The sequence below is a fragment of the Stenotrophomonas sp. I18B00994 genome (genome assembly GCF_014145825.1).
GTDB classification, from domain to species: Bacteria; Pseudomonadota; Gammaproteobacteria; order Xanthomonadales; family Xanthomonadaceae; genus Stenotrophomonas; species Stenotrophomonas maltophilia.
Window position 1 is genome coordinate 1 of sequence record NZ_JACIUW010000003.1, and the last position, 15,501, is coordinate 15,501.

Here is a 15,501-nt window from a genome sequence, read left to right on the forward strand (position 1 = left end):
CCGGCCCAGCCGCTGGCGGCTGTGCGTTCGGGCGCTTGCGAAGCAGTGCTTCGCAAGCAAAGCGCCCTCACCCATGTAAGCTCGGTCGCCGCATCCATGCGGCTCACGCCCCCGCAACCGGACCCACACCGCCTTCGACAGTTTGCTGCGGTCTGTTGGACATGCCGATGGGATCAGATCCGTTTTCCGGAGGAAAACGGATCTGATCCCAGATTGATTTCGATATCTGACAGAAATGTCGACCAAGGTCGACACCTACCGACAGCCGCAGGAATCTGTCAGAGGTGGGGCGGTGTCGGAGTGTGGGGTGTCAGCCGCATGGATGCGGCTGCCAAGCCTCCATGGACGGATTCACGGCGTCCCCGCACTCCGACACCGCCCCGCCAAACCACGGAATGCCTGCGGTTCCGGTTGCTTCTGAGGTTGCCGGCCAGCGGCCGGCACTACCACGGGTGCAGGGCGCAGCCCTGCAAAAACCCCTACTCCTGCGGATCGCGGGTGATGTGGATATCGGTCGGGGTCGACAGCGGAATGTTCCGCTCCGCCAGTATCTGCAGCAGGCTGAAGTACAGATCGCTGCGGGTGGCGTAGACCTGCCGCGGGCTGGCCACGTACGCGAAGCTGTTGATGGTGATCTGGCCACCGGCAATGCTGTCGATGTAGACCGTCGGCGCCGGCTGCTTCAGCACGTTGGTATGCGCGGTGTACGCATCCAGCAACGCCTGCCGCAGGTTGCCGACATCGGTGCTGGGCGGCACCGCGAACTGGATCTGGATGCGGCCCTGGTTGTTGCCCATCGTCATGTTGCGCACGGTCTTGGTGACCAGCTCGGAGTTGGGCACGATCAGCGTCGACTTGTCGCCCACCTGGATCTCGGTCGAACGCAGGCTGATGCGGCGGATGTCGCCCTCCTGGTCGCCCAGCTTCACCCAGTCGCCGATCTTCACCGGGCGCTCGGCCAGCAGGATCAAGCCGGAGACGAAGTTCTGGGTGATCACCTGCAGGCCGAAACCGATACCCACTGACAGCGCACTGACCAGCAACGCCAGCTTGCTCAACTGCAGGCCCATGGCCGACAGCGCCCAGATCACCGCGATGATGATGCCCACGTAACGGGCAACGGTACTGACCGAGTTGCGTGCGCCCAGGTCCAGTTCGGTCTTGGGCAGGTAGGTGTCGGTCAACCAGCGCTGCACCAGCTGGGTGATCGCCAGGCCGGCCAGCAGCGCCAGTACCGCCAACACGATCCCCGCCGGTGCCAGCTTGGTGCCACCGATATCGAATCCGGTCGTGAACAGTGAAGTGAAGCGCTCCACCACCGCGCCGATGTTGCCGAACGGTGCCACCAGGGCCAGCAGCGCGATCAGTACGACGATGGTACGCAACGCCGCCGACAGCAGCACGCCGGCCTGCTCCAGCCGCGATACGCTCAGGCCGGTGCTGAGCAGGATGGTCTGGCCAACCTTGCTGTCGGCGTTGAGCATCCAGGTGCTCAGGTCATCGACGAACTTGAACAGCAGGGTCGCGGCCAGCACTACGATGCTGCCGCCGATCAGCTGCTGGTTCACGAACTTGGCGAAGTTCAGGTAGCCCAGCAACGTGGCAATGATGGCCGCCACCACCGCGATGTTGCCCGCTACCCGGGCCAGTACCAGCCAGCTGCTGCGACGCACCGGCGTGGCCGCGCCCACGCCATCGGCCTGTGCCTCCAGCTTGGCCTCGGCCTCGGCGGTCTGCCGGCGATGCAGGCGTGCCAGGGTCACCAGCATGGCCATGATCAGGCCGAGGTAGGTCAGCGCAATCAGGCCGTCCAGCGCCACCGTGGTGACGTCGCTGGTACGCGTGGCCTGATCGAGGGCGACCAGCACCGTGCTCAGCCAGGCCAGCGCCGCCGCGCCCCACGCGTACTTGCGCAGCTTGAGTGCGGCGGTGTCATCCAGATTCAGCAAACGCCACGACGGACGCTTGGGTACCAGCATGCACGCGCTGAGCGCCGCGATGAAGGCGGCGCGGAAGGTGGCCGTCTCCAGGCCGTCGGCCACCACCTGCAGGCGCGGCGCGATCGCATCGATCGCATCGAGCGCTGCCATCAGCACCACCACGGCATAGCCGGGCAGCAGCGTACCGACCAGCAGCAGCCACATGGCCAGGCCGGATCGCCGCAGGCGACCGTCCGGCGCACGCTCGGACGCCGCAAAGCGCCGCCCCAGCCTGCGCAGCCACAGCCGCAGCGGGAACATCATCACCAGCGCGGCCAGCAGGCCCAGCAACGGCGTGCCCCAGCCATTGGCCCGGACACCAGCAACAAACGTATCGCGCCCCTGCTCGGCCAACGGCGCAACGCGTGCGATATCGATCGGCAGGCGCTCGGCCACCTTGCTCCACAGCGCCGGAGACAACGGCGAGGCGACCTTCTTCCCCATGTCTTCGGCGCGTTGCGCAGTGCGCTGCTGGTCGATGTCGGCTGCCAGCTGCTGGGCACGCACGGCACTGGCCTTGGCCTGCGCTACCGACGCGGCCAGGCCGTCGCGCTGTTTGGTGATGGTGCGTCGTTGCGCGGCCAGTTCCGGCGGTTCGGTGGTGCCTTCCGCAGGCGTGCCCAGCTGCGCCAGCTGTTCGCTGATCCGATCCAGCTGCGGCTGCAACGCCTTCTCCAGCGCTTCGGCATCGCGCCGGGCCTGCGAGGCATTCTCGGACAGCATCGCCAGTGTCTCGATGGCCTCTGCATCGCCCCGCTTGCGCTCGACCTCCTTCAGCCTGGAATCGATGTCCGCCAGTTGCTGCTTCGGCGTGGGGTCCTCATCCTGGGCCAGCACCGGTGCGGACAGCAGGAAGGCAGTGCACAGCAGCAGGGCCAGCCAAGGCCCCCGTGCACGGATCGATCGCAGGAAAGAAGACACGCCAGCCACACCGTTTCGCGCGGACCACCGCGCCTGCGCGCGACTATACGGCACAGGCGGTAAAGGCCGGATGGTGGGGCAGAGGACCACACCCACCGCGATGGGAGCTTCGACGGGGTGATGGCGCGGGGTGGTCACGACGGGGCGATAACGGCCTGGCGATTGCGGCGGGGTGTTCGTGGCCGGGCGAATCGACTCTATCCCGTCGGTTCACCCCGCCTGCGTTTCCGCGCGCACGCACGCCACGCCGGCGAAGTCAGTACTTCAGGCGCAGCTCTTCCACGACCGGCTGCTGCAGCGCGTACCAGTCCTGGAACTCTTCCTCGGTGATCTCATCGGGCGCATACACCGCCACCGGGTGCCAGTCGTGGTCGGTGGGCAGCGGCTGGCGCGGGCCGGCACGCAGGCTGTAGCTGACGCCCTCGTAGTCGACCAGGTCATCAACCTGCGGCCACTGCTCGCGTGCGAACGCGGATTCACTCTTCAACAGGATTACCTGGTACATCGGCACCTCCACCTCGGTTGGATCAGGAAAACACGGCGCTGGCGGCAGCATACCGCCACGCCGGTGACAACGGGCACGCCGCAGCGGCGACGGAACGTTCTGGACACGGCCATCGCCCCGGCTTCACCCGCCCATGGCAAGGCCATCGGCATCGTGGAGGCCCACCCCTGCCACGACCGCCGATGACCGACCACCCGCCGCTGAAGACCGTCGCCGACCTCAAGCTACCCCGCTACCTGGGCACCTGGTACGAAATCGCACGCCTGCCGATGCGCCACGAGCCGGAAGGCTGCACCGACGTGTCGGCGCACTACACCCTGCTCGACAACGGCAACGTCGGCGTCACCAACCGCTGCCGCATGGACGGCGACCTCGAGGAAGCCACCGGCGAGGCCTGTGCCGTCGACAACGACAGCGCGCGGCTGGAGGTGAGCTTCCTGCCCAAGGGCCTGCGCTGGTTGCCGTTCGCCAAGGGCGACTACTGGGTGATCCAGGTCGCTCCGGACTACAGCGTGGCGCTGGTCGGCAGCCCGGACCGCAAGTACCTGTGGCTGCTGGCCCGCGAACCGCAACTGGACGCCACCGTGCAGGATCATTATCTGGCCACCGCCCGCCTGCAGGGCTTCGATCTGTCCGAACTGATCCACACTCCGCACACCGGTCGCCCCACAGCCTGAGCCGCCCACTCATGGACCTGAAGAGTGGCTACCCGTGGTGGGCGGTGCGCAACGGCCTGATCCACGCCTTCCCACCGCTGGAGCGGGATCTGCGCTGCGACGTGCTGGTGGTCGGCGGCGGCATCACCGGTTCGCTGATTGCCGACGAGTTGTCCGGGCATGGCCACGACGTGGCGGTGATCGAGCAGCGTGACATCGGCTGGGGCAGCACCGCTGCCAGCACCGCGCTGCTGCAGTACGAGATCGACACCCACCTGCTGGAACTGGCCCAGCGCTATGGCCAAGACGCCGCGGCGCTTGCCTACCGGGCGTGTGCGGAAGCAATCCCAGCGCTGGGCGACGTGGCACGCGGGTTGAAGGACGTGGATTTCCAGCGCATGGACAGCCTGTACCTGGCCAGCCGCCATCGCGACGTTCCGCGCCTGATGGCCGAAGGTGAGGCGCGGCGCAGCATCGGCCTGGATGCCCGTTGGCTGGGCCCGGAGGCACTGCAGGAACGCTTCGACGTGGACGCCGGTGGTGCCCTGCTCACGCGCCAGGCGGCGCGGGTCGATCCGTATCGGCTGACCTATGCGCTGCTGCAGCGCCTGCGTCGGCGCGGCGGCCACGTGCATGACCGCACGGTGCTGCACAGCCTCGACGCCACTGCGCGCGGGGTGACCGCCCGTACCGAAGACGGTGCAACCATCCGCGCCCGCCACGTGGTGCTGGCCATGGGCTATGCCAGCCAGCGCTGGCTCAAGCAACGGGTTGCACGCGACCGCAGCAGCTACGCCTTCATCACCGATCCCATCGATGCGGACGTGCTTGGCCGGCTGCGCACCACCATGGTGTGGGAGAGCGCCCGCCCCTACCTGTACCTGCGCGCCACAGGCGACCGTCGCCTGCTGGTGGGCGGGCTGGACGACGCCATCGACATCCCCGCCCGCCGCGACCGGCGCGTTCAGAGCAAGGCCGACAAGCTGATGAAGCAGCTGCTGCATTGGTTCCCACGGCTGGACCCGGTGCCGGCGTTTTCCTGGGCCGGCACCTTCGCCGAAACGGCGGACGGCCTGCCGTTCTTCGGCCCGCACGATCAGTGGGGGCCGCGGGTGCACTTCGCCATGGCCTACGGCGGCAACGGCATCACCTATTCGATGATCGGCGCGCAGCTGCTGCGGGCCGGGATCGAGCGGCGGGCGCATCCGCTGGCGGGGCTGTTCGGGTTCGGGCGCTTGTAGCCTGCAGCCAGGCATGGCCTGGCTCTACCGCGAGCGGGCGCCGACAGGCATCATTCAAGCAGCCCCTGCTAGCGTCGGCCTGTACCGCCGCGTGTTGCGCGGCCATCTGTCCGCTGGAGCACCGTCATGATCCGCCCCCTGACCCTGCTGCTGTGCCTGGCCCTGCCGGGAACCGTGCTGGCCCAGTCCGCCGCCGGCGCCACCGCGCCGCAGGCTGCCGGCCTGGACCTGACGCTGCCGCAGGCGCCGATGCGCTACCTCAACGACCCGGCCCTGCAGCAGGATCCGCCGGGCACGTACTACGGTGACAAGAGCGGCCCGCGCGTACACGACGACGCGAAGATCGCCGACGTCACCGACGACAAGGTCAAGGTATCCGGCAGCTTCACCACCGGCATCGGCTATTCCAAGAACGGTGGCAACAGCCACTACAACGCCGCCACGCTGAACCTGAGCAAGAACTACACCACCGATGAGGGCAAGACCCACGGGGTCAACGTCAACATCCACGTGAGCGAAGGCAAGGGCCCGGGCTTCTTCGGCCCGTACGGCGGCTACTACGGCCGCGGCCCGGGCTATTGGGATTACCCGCCGCCGTTTGGCTGGTAACGCCCCGCGTCGGGCCTGGGCCGACCAAGGTCGGCCACTATCGCTGCGTACGCTTGGTAGGTGTCGACCTTGCATGTGCCGGTGGGTGTCGACCTTGGTCGACACGCTCTGCATTCCGTGCCGGCCAGCGGCCGGCACCTACCCGCACGCGAATCAATCCAGCCAGCCATCGCGCTCGCTGTGCAGGATGCGGCCGTCATAACCGCTCAGGCGCACCTCCACCTTCTGGTTGCGGGCATTGCGGGCTTCCAGTGACCAGGTCGCACCATCGCGTTCCAGCGAATGGATCTCGCGCAGGCCATGCGCCTGTGCCCGTGCCAACACCTGCTCGGTGGTCAACAGCGCGCGGCTGCTGTGCTCATCGAAGATCTCGCCGGTCTTCGGGTCCACGTAGACCTCGCTGAAGCGGCCATCGGCGCGGCTCACGTCAGCCTCCCACAGGCCATCATCGCGTTCGATCTCGTGGATCTGGGTGTAGCCGGCCTTGCGCAGGGTCTGTTCAACCTGGGCCATGCCCAGCGGCGCAGCCTGTACGGCCGGCGCGACGGCCAGCAGGGCAACAGTGGCGAGGGTGAGTGACTTCAACATGGGGGTTCTCCTGTTCGTGTTCGTGTTCGTGGCCGGACCATCCCGGCAACGCCACAATGCACCCCGTGGTTAACAGCGCCTTAGCCGGCACTGTTAACCAGCTGTTAGTCACCTCCGCCACACTCACGCCTAGTCCTACAGTCCTCCCCGCGCCCCGATGCTCTCCACCCTGCCCCTGCTGCTGGCCCTGGCCAGCGCCCCGACCGCCGCCGCGCCCGCACAGGACCCGGCGCAGCAGGTCGCGCGCCGCGCCGTGCAGCAGGGCCGCTACGTGCCATTGGAAAGCGTGGTGCGCGATGCGCTCAAGCGCTTTCCGGGCCAACTGCTGGAAGTGGAGCTGGACGACGGCGTCTACGAAGTGGAGATCCTGCGCAGCGACGGCGTGGTGGTGGAGCTGGACTATGATGCGCGCAGCGGAAAGCTGCTGAAGACGGAGCTGGACGACTGATGCGCATCCTGTTGGCCGAAGACGATGCCGCACTGGCACAGCGCCTGGTGCCCCTGCTGGAACAGGCCGGCTACGTGGTGCACGTGGTCGCCGACGGCCGCCAGGCCGAGGAGATCGGCCAGATCGAAGACCTGCAGGCGGCCATCGTCGACCTGGGCCTGCCCGGGCTGGACGGATTGAGCGTGATCGAGCGCTGGCGCGGCAACGGCCGCAGCTTCCCGGTGCTGGTGCTGACCGCACGCGGGCGCTGGCACGACAAGCTGGCCGGCTTCGACGCAGGCGCCGACGATTACCTCACCAAACCGTTCCAGGCCGACGAACTGGTGCTGCGCCTGCGCGCCCTGATCCGCCGCAGCCATGGCCACGCCAGCCCGCGCCTGCACTGCGGACCACTGCAGCTGGACGTCAACGCTGGCCGTTTCGAGCTGGACAGCCAACCGCTGTCGCTCAGCCCGCAGGAGTTCCGCCTGCTCAGTTACTTCATCCACCACAGCGGCCAGGTGATCGGCCGCGACCGCCTGGGCGAACAGGTGTTCGACGGCGGCTACGACCCGGACTCCAATGCGCTGGACGTGCTGCTCGGACGCGTGCGCCGCAAGCTCGGCATCGATCTGATTCAGACCGTGCGCGGCCAGGGCTGGCGGCTGGCCGCGCCGTGAGCCGGCAACCCTCGCTGCGGCGGCGCCTGCTGCTGGCTGGTGGCGCCGGCCTGCTGCTGGTTTCGCTGCTGGCCAGCGCGCTGCTGGGCGAACTGTTCAAGCGCAGCGCGCGTGACCGCCTCGACCACGAACTGCAGCAGGACATGCTGACCCTGCTGGCGCAGGCCGAAGTGGACCCGGAAGGACAGCTGCGTCTGCGCCAGGAACCCAATGACGCGCGCTTCCAGCGCGTGTTCTCCGGTGCCTACTGGCAGATTGCCGGTGCCGATGGCCGCGTGCTGTTGCAGTCGCGCTCGCTGTGGGATGAAACCCTGCCGGCCATGGCCACAGGTGCGGCCACGCGCAATCTGGCTGGGCCACTACAGCAATCCCTGCGTGCACGCGTGCAGCAGGTGCGCCTGCCGCGCGCCAGCGCACCGTTCGTCGCCGTGGTTGCCACCGACCGCAGCGCGCTGGATGCGGATGTGGCCGCGTTCCGCAAGCGCACCGCCATCGCGCTGGGCGTGCTGGTCGCGGCCTGGCTGGCTGTGCTGGCCAGCCAGGTGCACTTCGGATTGCGTCCGCTGCACCGCCTCGGCGCACAGCTGGAACGGGTTCGGCGCGGCGATGCGCAGCGCATCGAGACGCAGGGACTTGGGGCGGAGGTCGCGCCACTGGGCGAAGAACTCAACGCGCTGCTGGAGCACCAGCAACGCATGGTCGCGCGCGCGCGTACCAGCGCACAGGATCTGGCGCATGCGCTGAAAACCCCGCTGAGCGTATTGGCCACCGAGGCCGACGGCGACGGCGGGGACTGGCGGGCGACCGTTCGTGAGCAGAGCGCCCGCATGCAGGCCAGTGTCGACCGCTACCTGGCCGCTGGGTTGGCCGCCGACCATCGCCAACGCACCGACGTGGCGACTGTCGGACAGGCGCTGTGCCGGCTGATGGCACGCGTGCATGGCGAACGCGGCATTGCGTTCACAGCGGAAGGCATTGATCCGGCGTTGCAGTTCGCCGGTGCCAGTGCGGATCTGGAAGAGATGCTGGGTAATCTGTTGGACAACGCCGGGCGGTGGGCGCAACAGCAGGTCACTGTCGAAGCGGAAGCCCACGACGGGCAGTTACGCATCGAAGTGCGTGATGACGGCCCTGGCCTGGCGGCGGATGCGCTGTCCCAGGTCACACAGCGTGGTGTACGCCTGGATGAGCGCGAGGGCAGCAGTGGATTGGGGTTGGCGATCGTGGGCGATATCGCCGCCAGTTATGGCGGGCGCCTGGCGCTGGAGAATGCGCAGCCCGGCCTGCGCGCAACGTTGTGGTTGCCGGTGGCGTGAAGCGGCCAACCTAACGGTGGGTAGTGCCGGCCGCTGGCCGGCGCCCACGTAGTAACCGGAAACGCCCTGCGGAAGCCGGCCAGCGGCCGGCTCTACCAAGCACCAATCCTACCGGTCGCCGTGCACCCGGTAGGTGTCGACCTTGGTCGACACGCACCAAGCATCAACGGTGATGCATCCACCAGCAATCAATCGCGTCCAGCACGATGTGGATGATCAAACCGATGCCGAACAACCGCGTTCTCTTCGGCACGCACAGGCCTGCATACACGGCAATCGCCGGTGCGGTGTGCAGCGGGTGGAAACCGATGCTGCAGCGGTTCGGTGCATAGATCGGGTCGGCCAGCAGGTGGTCCAGATCGATGATCCAGCCCAGCAGCATCAGCAACCATGCCGAGGCAAAGCGCTTGCGCCAGAACAGCCATGCCAGCAGGGCTGGCACGGCGGCATGCAGGAACAGGTGGAAGATCGCGCGCGCGCTCATCGGCAACGGCGGCGCCGGGCAAACCCGGCGCCGTCCATCAGACCAGCGGTTCGTCGGACAGGTAGGTGTAACCGGTCAGGCCGGCTTCCAGCGCCTCCGACAACTCCTGCGCACGTTCCGGCGACAACTGGGCCTCGGCCACGCGCTGCGCATAGGTCGCACGCAGTTCGTCCAGGCGGTAACCCACGTAATCGAGCATCACGTCGGTGGTGTCACCACGGCGCTGCTGGGTGATGGCGTAGCCATCGGCATCGGCCAGCACTTCCACCGCGTCGGTATCACCGAACAGGTTGTGAATGTCGCCCAGGATCTCCTGGTAGGCGCCGACCATGAAGAAACCGATGCGGTAGCTTTCGCCCGGCTTCATCCTGTGCAGCGGCAGCGAGCTGTCCAGGCTCTCGTTCTCGACATAGGTTTCCACCATGCCGTCCGAGTCGCAGGTCATGTCGGCGATGATGCCGCGACGGTCCGGGGTCTCGTCCAGGCGCTCGATCGGTACGATCGGGAACACCTGGTCGATTGCCCACACGTCGGGGATCGATTCGAACACGCTGAAGTTGACGAAGTACTTGTCGACCAGGCGCTCGTTCAGTTCGTCCAGCACCGGGCGGTGGCTCTTCTCGTCATAGCTCAGGCGCGCACGCACGCCGTGGGCGATGGCGTAGAACAGATCGTCGATACGCGCACGCTGCGGCAGGTCGATCTGACCCAGCGCGTAGCTGGCCAGGCCTTCGGCATGGAAATGCTGCGCTTCCTGGAACAGCTCCACCGCCGGGCGCACGTCCAGCTCGTCGTGGATCTCGCGCAGGTGCCGAATCGCCGCCGGTTCGTCGTCGTGCTGGTCCGGCACGCGGCCTTCCTGCGCCTCTTCCACTTCCGAGACGTTGGCGATCAGCACCGCGTGGTGCGCGGTCATCGCGCGGCCGCACTCGGTCACGATGCGCGGCGGGGTCAGGCCGAATTCTTCGCACGCATTGGCCAGCGGCTGCACGATGTTGCTGGCATAGGAATGCAGGCCGTAGTTGATCGAGCAGAAGCTGCGCGAACGGGTGCCTTCATAGTCCACGCCCAAGCCACCGCCCACGTCGACGTGGGTGATCTTCGCGCCCAGGCGCGACAGCTCCACGAAGTAGCGGGTGGCTTCGCGCATGCCGTTGGCGATGTCGCGCACGTTGGAGATCTGCGAGCCCATGTGGAAGTGCAGCAGGTTCAGGCAGTCGGCGTACTCGGTGTCACGCAGCGACTTCCACAGGTCCAGCAGCTGGCGCGGCGACAGGCCGAACTTGGCCTTGTCACCACCGCTGTTCTGCCACTTGCCGGCGCCCAGCGAGGCCAGGCGCATGCGCACGCCCAGGCCCGGCTTCACGTCCAGCGCCTTGGACTCTTCCAGCACCAGCTTCAGCTCGGACGGCTTCTCGATGACGATGAAGGTCTGCAGGCCCAGCTTGCGGCCGATCAGGGCCAGGCGGATGTACTCGCGGTCCTTGTAGCCGTTGCAGACAATCAGGCCACCCGGGCGCGACAGCGCCAGCACGGCCATCAGCTCGGGCTTGCTGCCCGCTTCCAGGCCGAAGCCCTCGCCGTGGTGGCTGGCCAGGGTGCCGGCCACGCCGCGGGTCTGGTTGACCTTGATCGGGTACACGGCGGTGTAGCCACCGCTGTACTCCCAGTCCTGCTGGGCCTGGGCGAAGGCCGCCTGCAGCTTGCCCAGGCGCTGGCCGAGGATGTCCGGGAAGCGCACCAGCAGCGGCAGCTTGGCACCGGCCGCGCGCGCCGCATCGACCACCTTGGGCAGCGACACCACCGGGCCGTCCGCCCCGGTCGGTCTCACCACCATGTGCCCGGCCTGATCCACGTCGAAGTAACCGTCCGCCCAATGCGGGATCGAGTAGGTCTTGCGGGCTTGGTCGAGGGACCAATCGGTCATTTCAGTCGGCCTTGTTGGCAGTAAAAGGGGGGGCATGATAACGCCTATATGCCCACAGGTTCGTTATCATGCGCGCCCGCGCCCGTGACAGGTTCCAACCTGAACGGGCCGATCCGTCCGGATGTGGCATCTGTGCCACGCGGCCCCGCCCGCCAGCCCGGCTCCACCCCTCCGAACAGGACTGTTTTCCAATGACTGACAGCAACAACTGGTACATCGAACACTTCGAGCGCACCGGCTCGGCCATCGGCTACCGCATCACCGGCAAGCTGGACGAGGTGCAGTCGCCGTTCCAGAAGATCGAGATCTTCCAGACCACCGACTGGGGCAACCTGATGACCATCGACGGGGCCATCATGCTGACCAGCAAGGACAACTTCTTCTACCACGAGATGATCAGCCACCCGGTGCTGTTCACCCACGCCGCACCCAAGCGCGTGGTGATCATCGGTGGCGGCGACTGCGGCACCCTGCGCGAAGTGCTCAAGCACACCGGCGTGGAGAGCGTGACCCAGTGCGATATCGACGAGCAGGTCACGGTGATGGCGCGCAAGCACTTCCCGGAACTGTGCGACTCCAACGACGACGCCCGCGCCGAGCTGCTGTTCGATGACGGCGTGGCCTACATGGCCAACTGCCCGGCCGGCAGCGTGGACGTGGTGATCGTGGACTCGACCGACCCGGTCGGCCCGGGTGAAGGCCTGTTCAACAAGGCCTTCTACGAGAGCTGCTTCAAGGCCCTGAAGGACGACGGCATCCTGGTGCAGCAGTCCGAGTCGCCGCTGATGCAGCTGGACCTGATCAACGAAATGCGCACCGAGATGGGCAAGGCCGGCTTCGGTTCGTTCAAGACCCTGCCATTCCCGCAGCCGTGCTACCCCACCGGCTGGTGGAGCGTGACCATGGCGCGCAAGGGCGACAGCAGCTTCGATTTCCGCCAGGCCGACTCGGCTGCCAAGACCTTCAACACCCTGTACTACACCGCCGCGCTGCACACCGGCGTGCTGGTGACCCCGCCGTTCGTGCAGGCGGCACTGAAGTAAGGCGTGCCAACCAACGGTCGGCACCCACCCATGCAAAAGAAAAACCCGCGCTGTCGCCAGCGCGGGTTTTTTCATGTTCCGGTAGTGCCGGCCGCTGGCCGGCAACCTCATGCAACGATCAGAGCGCCCAGATACCGGCAATCACCGCCACCACCAGGCCCCACTTGATCAGCTGGTAGGCCACCACGCTGCGCTCGCGCAGTGCCTTGGCCTTCAGGCGCACCTTGTAGACGCTGCCGAACGCCTTGTTGACGCCACCGGTCGGGTCACCCGGCAGGTTCGGCGAGGCACCACCGGCCAGCAACGTGGCCGCCACCGCGCGGTTGAACAGCCCCGGCAGGCCGAAGCGCAGCGGGCGGGCGATGTCGCAGAACAGGATCACGCGGTCATCGGGCGTCTCGTTGTGCGCGTGGTGGATGTAGGTCTCGTCGAACATCATCCACTCGCCATCGCGCCAGCTCTTCTTGATGCCGTCCACTTCGATGTAGCAGCCGTCGTTGTTCGGCGTGGCCAGGCCCAGGTGCAGGCGCAGCGAACCAGCGAACGGGTCGCGGTGCGGACGCAGCTCGCTGCCCGACGGCAGCTGCGCGAACATCGCCGCACGCACGTCCGGTAGGGACTCCAGCAACGCCGTGGTCTTGGGGCACATCGCCTTCGCCGACGGGTGCGACGGGCCGTACCACTTCAGGTAGAAGCGCTTCCAGCCACGGCGGAAGAACGAATTGAAACCGGCATCATTGAACGTGCTGGACGCGGCGATCTTCTGCGCATCGCGCAGCGCCAGCGCCTCATCGCGGATCATCTGCCAGTTCTGGCGCAGCGGCTCCAGCTGCGGGAACTCCTTGGCCGGATCCAGGAACGGCGTGGTCGGCACCTTCGAGAACATGTACATGACCACGTTGATCGGGGCCATGAAACTGGAGTGATCCAGCAGCTGGCGCGACCAGCGCGCGCGGACCTTGCCACGGAAGTGGATGTACAGCACGCAGGCCACGAACAGCGCTGCAATGACGATTTTGATGATCAAAGCACTTTCCTCCAGCCGCGGCCGGAACGGGAATCGGGGCGATGCACGGCCTGGTGGCCAGCATCGGTAAGGAACGCGGCAGGGAACGGGGACGTGCCGAAGGGTGCGGCCGCCGATGTCGCGAATTAACAGCTTATGGTCGGCAGGCCGTGCGTCGGGGTCAAGCCGGACGTGCGCGACGTTCAGCGGGCCGCGGATGAACGAACCGATGCGACGCCCAACCTATTGATTCGGAAAGAACCGCCGACCAAGTGAGACATAATTGTCCGATTGAGCGCGACGAACTGTTCCAGCCACGCCCCTGACATTTCTCCGACAAATCGTGGAATAGCGAACTGGCGAGTACTAAAATTAACGAAAACTTAGTAACTCCCTGTAACACCGGTTCGTAGACGGGCAACCATAGGTTTGCGCTTTTGCTGAACCTATGGTTGCGCAAGAGCTGGAAACCTATGGTTGCAGTGGTTCAGGGGCAGAGCTGACGTCCGCGGCTCCTTGGCCCTAGCCAACGGCCAAGGAGGCAAGCACCGCCCTGACGTCGGTCCAAACTTGTCGGTCCTTAACAAGTAAGGAGACCCTTTAGGTGCCCTACGAAGGTTCGCGGCCTTGGAAGTCGAACGAAGCATGCCGTTGGCGTTAGCGACTCAGGACCAGTAGTGCTCGACATCGCCAGATGTTTCGTCCGCCACGGGCCGTACGCTGTCGCCCTCGCCCCTGTTGAATCTCACGGCTGCTTCATGCCAGAAGCTGGCATCGCTAGCCGTGGCGTCCAGAGATTTCGAGGCAGTGTCGAGCATCTATCTCTCCGGTGGACTGCTAGAGACAGCGTTTCTCTAAGACAGATGCCTCCCGGAAGCCGCCGGGCAAGGCGTCCGCTTCCGGTCGCATCACGCCTTGCTTCTAGGCTCGGGCGAAGCCTGACCACCCCCCTTCAACAGGAGTAGGTCATGGCAATTATTCACACACACCAGCCCCACGAGCCCTGGAACAAGGGAAAGCTGATCGGTCAGAAGGCGCCGCTCAAGCTGAAAGATATCTGGGCCATCCGGATCAGACTTCAGCTTGGCCACAAGGTTCGAGATCTAGCCCTATTCAATCTGGCAATTGACTCCAAGCTCCGCGCCTGCGACTTGGTGAAACTCCGGGTGTCCGATGTATCTCACGGCAGGCAGATGGCTTCGCGAGCTATGGTGATGCAACAGAAGACCGGTCGCCCTGTCCAGTTCGAAATTACCCAATCGACTCGCGAGGCTGTACAGGCCTGGATCACTCATGCTGACCTGAAGGCCTCGGACTTCCTGTTCGCGACCCACGGGTCGGACTCGCCCCAGCTTTCGACGAGACAGTACGCCAGGATTGTCCACCGCTGGGTTGAGGAAGCTGGTCTCGAGTCGGGTTCCTATGGCACGCACACGATGCGCAGGACAAAAGCTTCGTTGATCTACCGCAGGACGCGAAACCTCAGGGCTGTCCAGTATTGCTTGGGCACACGAAGCTCGAGAGCACCGTGCGTTACCTAGGCATCGAGGTCGATGATGCCTTAGAGATTGCCGAGCAGACTGATGTCTGAGTCCATAAGGGTCGCTCCTTGCCCATCGAAGGTCGAGGAGCGGCCATAAGCAGACATCCACCCCATCCCTGATAAACATCCCTAGGCCGCAGCAGACCTCGAGCCTGCTGCGGTCAATTGGTTTTGGGGCAGACTACGCCGATGGCCTAAATTCCCCTAGGTCAGTGAGTCTAGCCCGTCCCTTCTAGACGCCTTAGGCCACTTCAAGTTGATGTATCGTCCGCACAGAAGATCCCATGCATCGCGCCCAGCAGTGCTGCAACGCGCGGGTCTGCCATGCGGTAGACGATCGACCGCGATTCCCGTCGGGTCGCTACAAGCTTTCGTTGGCGGAGTTCGGCCAGTTGCTGGGAGAGCGCCGGCTGTCGGATGCCGGTGGCGTCCTCCAGTCCGCTCACCGTCATTTCACCTTGCGCGAGCTGGCACAGCAGCAACAGGCGGGAGGGAGTGGCCATGAAGCGCAGCAACTCGGCCACTTCGGGCACGCGCTCCTTCATCGTGGCTAGGTCTGACGGGCTGAATGGGGGG

The 15,501-nt window shown here is 66.0% G+C and carries 14 protein-coding genes and 1 pseudogene; 8 read left to right on the forward strand and 7 right to left on the reverse strand.

Translation table 11 applies throughout. The features are described from left to right. Positions 1-479: 479 nt before the first annotated feature. Both H4O10_RS03710 and H4O10_RS03715 read right to left on the reverse strand, forming a co-directional pair. The gene (locus H4O10_RS03710) at positions 480-2,909 is read right to left on the reverse strand and encodes a DUF3772 domain-containing protein (RefSeq protein WP_049397258.1); all 2,430 of its coding nucleotides are present in this window, start codon (positions 2,907-2,909) and stop codon (positions 480-482) included. A 247-nt stretch (positions 2,910-3,156) separates the two neighbouring features. After that, positions 3,157-3,405: a hypothetical protein gene (locus tag H4O10_RS03715; RefSeq protein ID WP_033834858.1), complete on the reverse strand. Its 249-nt coding sequence runs from the start codon at positions 3,403-3,405 to the stop codon at positions 3,157-3,159. Positions 3,406-3,587: 182 nt separating this feature from the next. On the opposite strand from H4O10_RS03715, the gene H4O10_RS03720 reads away from it, so the two are divergent. From H4O10_RS03720 to H4O10_RS03730, 3 genes are all read left to right on the forward strand, one after another. Continuing rightward, the gene (locus H4O10_RS03720; RefSeq protein ID WP_049452258.1) at positions 3,588-4,082 is read left to right on the forward strand and encodes a lipocalin family protein; all 495 of its coding nucleotides are present in this window, start codon (positions 3,588-3,590) and stop codon (positions 4,080-4,082) included. Positions 4,083-4,093: 11 nt separating this feature from the next. Then, the gene (locus tag H4O10_RS03725; RefSeq protein ID WP_049452257.1) at positions 4,094-5,302 is read left to right on the forward strand and encodes an FAD-dependent oxidoreductase; all 1,209 of its coding nucleotides are present in this window, start codon (positions 4,094-4,096) and stop codon (positions 5,300-5,302) included. 126 nt (positions 5,303-5,428) lie between these two features. Next, positions 5,429-5,911 (forward strand): hypothetical protein, encoded by a 483-nt coding sequence (locus tag H4O10_RS03730; protein ID WP_005411364.1) that lies wholly within the window; start codon positions 5,429-5,431, stop codon positions 5,909-5,911. A gap of 153 nt (positions 5,912-6,064) precedes the next feature. Here H4O10_RS03730 and H4O10_RS03735 read toward each other — a convergent pair whose 3' ends face one another. Then, complete coding sequence (locus H4O10_RS03735) at positions 6,065-6,499, reverse strand: PepSY domain-containing protein (RefSeq protein ID WP_005411365.1); 435 nt, start codon at positions 6,497-6,499, stop codon at positions 6,065-6,067. A 157-nt stretch (positions 6,500-6,656) separates the two neighbouring features. Between H4O10_RS03735 and H4O10_RS03740 the strand changes: the two genes are divergently transcribed. Genes H4O10_RS03740 through H4O10_RS03750 form a run of 3 tightly spaced genes read left to right on the forward strand, consistent with a single transcriptional unit; the run spans position 6,657 to position 8,922 of the window. Then, on the forward strand, positions 6,657-6,947 hold the full coding sequence (locus H4O10_RS03740; protein ID WP_033834860.1) for a PepSY domain-containing protein: 291 nt from the start codon (positions 6,657-6,659) through the stop codon (positions 6,945-6,947). Then, the gene (locus H4O10_RS03745; protein ID WP_049402750.1) at positions 6,947-7,606 is read left to right on the forward strand and encodes a response regulator transcription factor; all 660 of its coding nucleotides are present in this window, start codon (positions 6,947-6,949) and stop codon (positions 7,604-7,606) included. The genes H4O10_RS03740 and H4O10_RS03745 overlap by 1 nt, the downstream gene beginning before the upstream one ends. Then, positions 7,603-8,922 (forward strand): HAMP domain-containing sensor histidine kinase, encoded by a 1,320-nt coding sequence (locus tag H4O10_RS03750; RefSeq protein ID WP_033834862.1) that lies wholly within the window; start codon positions 7,603-7,605, stop codon positions 8,920-8,922. Before H4O10_RS03745 ends, H4O10_RS03750 begins: the two co-directional genes overlap by 4 nt. A 163-nt stretch (positions 8,923-9,085) precedes the next feature. Here H4O10_RS03750 and H4O10_RS03755 read toward each other — a convergent pair whose 3' ends face one another. After that, the gene (locus H4O10_RS03755; RefSeq protein WP_019661547.1) at positions 9,086-9,406 is read right to left on the reverse strand and encodes a DUF6122 family protein; all 321 of its coding nucleotides are present in this window, start codon (positions 9,404-9,406) and stop codon (positions 9,086-9,088) included. 37 nt (positions 9,407-9,443) lie between these two features. Continuing rightward, entirely contained in the window at positions 9,444-11,333 is a 1,890-nt protein-coding gene (gene speA, locus H4O10_RS03760) for an arginine decarboxylase (RefSeq protein WP_033834863.1), read from the reverse strand. A gap of 191 nt (positions 11,334-11,524) precedes the next feature. Here speA and speE point away from each other — a divergent pair, with 191 nt between their 5' ends. Further along, positions 11,525-12,376, forward strand: coding sequence for a polyamine aminopropyltransferase (gene speE, locus H4O10_RS03765; RefSeq protein WP_032127130.1), 852 nt, complete (start codon positions 11,525-11,527; stop codon positions 12,374-12,376). A 118-nt stretch (positions 12,377-12,494) separates the two neighbouring features. On the opposite strand, the gene H4O10_RS03770 is transcribed toward speE, so the two are convergent. Next, complete coding sequence (locus tag H4O10_RS03770) at positions 12,495-13,400, reverse strand: aspartyl/asparaginyl beta-hydroxylase domain-containing protein (RefSeq protein WP_024957655.1); 906 nt, start codon at positions 13,398-13,400, stop codon at positions 12,495-12,497. Between the two features lie 950 nt (positions 13,401-14,350). Between H4O10_RS03770 and H4O10_RS03775 the strand changes: the two are divergent. Beyond that, positions 14,351-14,973, forward strand: a pseudogene (locus H4O10_RS03775) (tyrosine-type recombinase/integrase). Positions 14,974-15,176: 203 nt separating this feature from the next. On the opposite strand, the gene H4O10_RS03780 reads toward H4O10_RS03775, so the two are convergent. Further along, on the reverse strand, positions 15,177-15,470 hold the full coding sequence (locus tag H4O10_RS03780; RefSeq protein WP_021202108.1) for a metalloregulator ArsR/SmtB family transcription factor: 294 nt from the start codon (positions 15,468-15,470) through the stop codon (positions 15,177-15,179). Positions 15,471-15,501 lie beyond the last annotated feature (31 nt).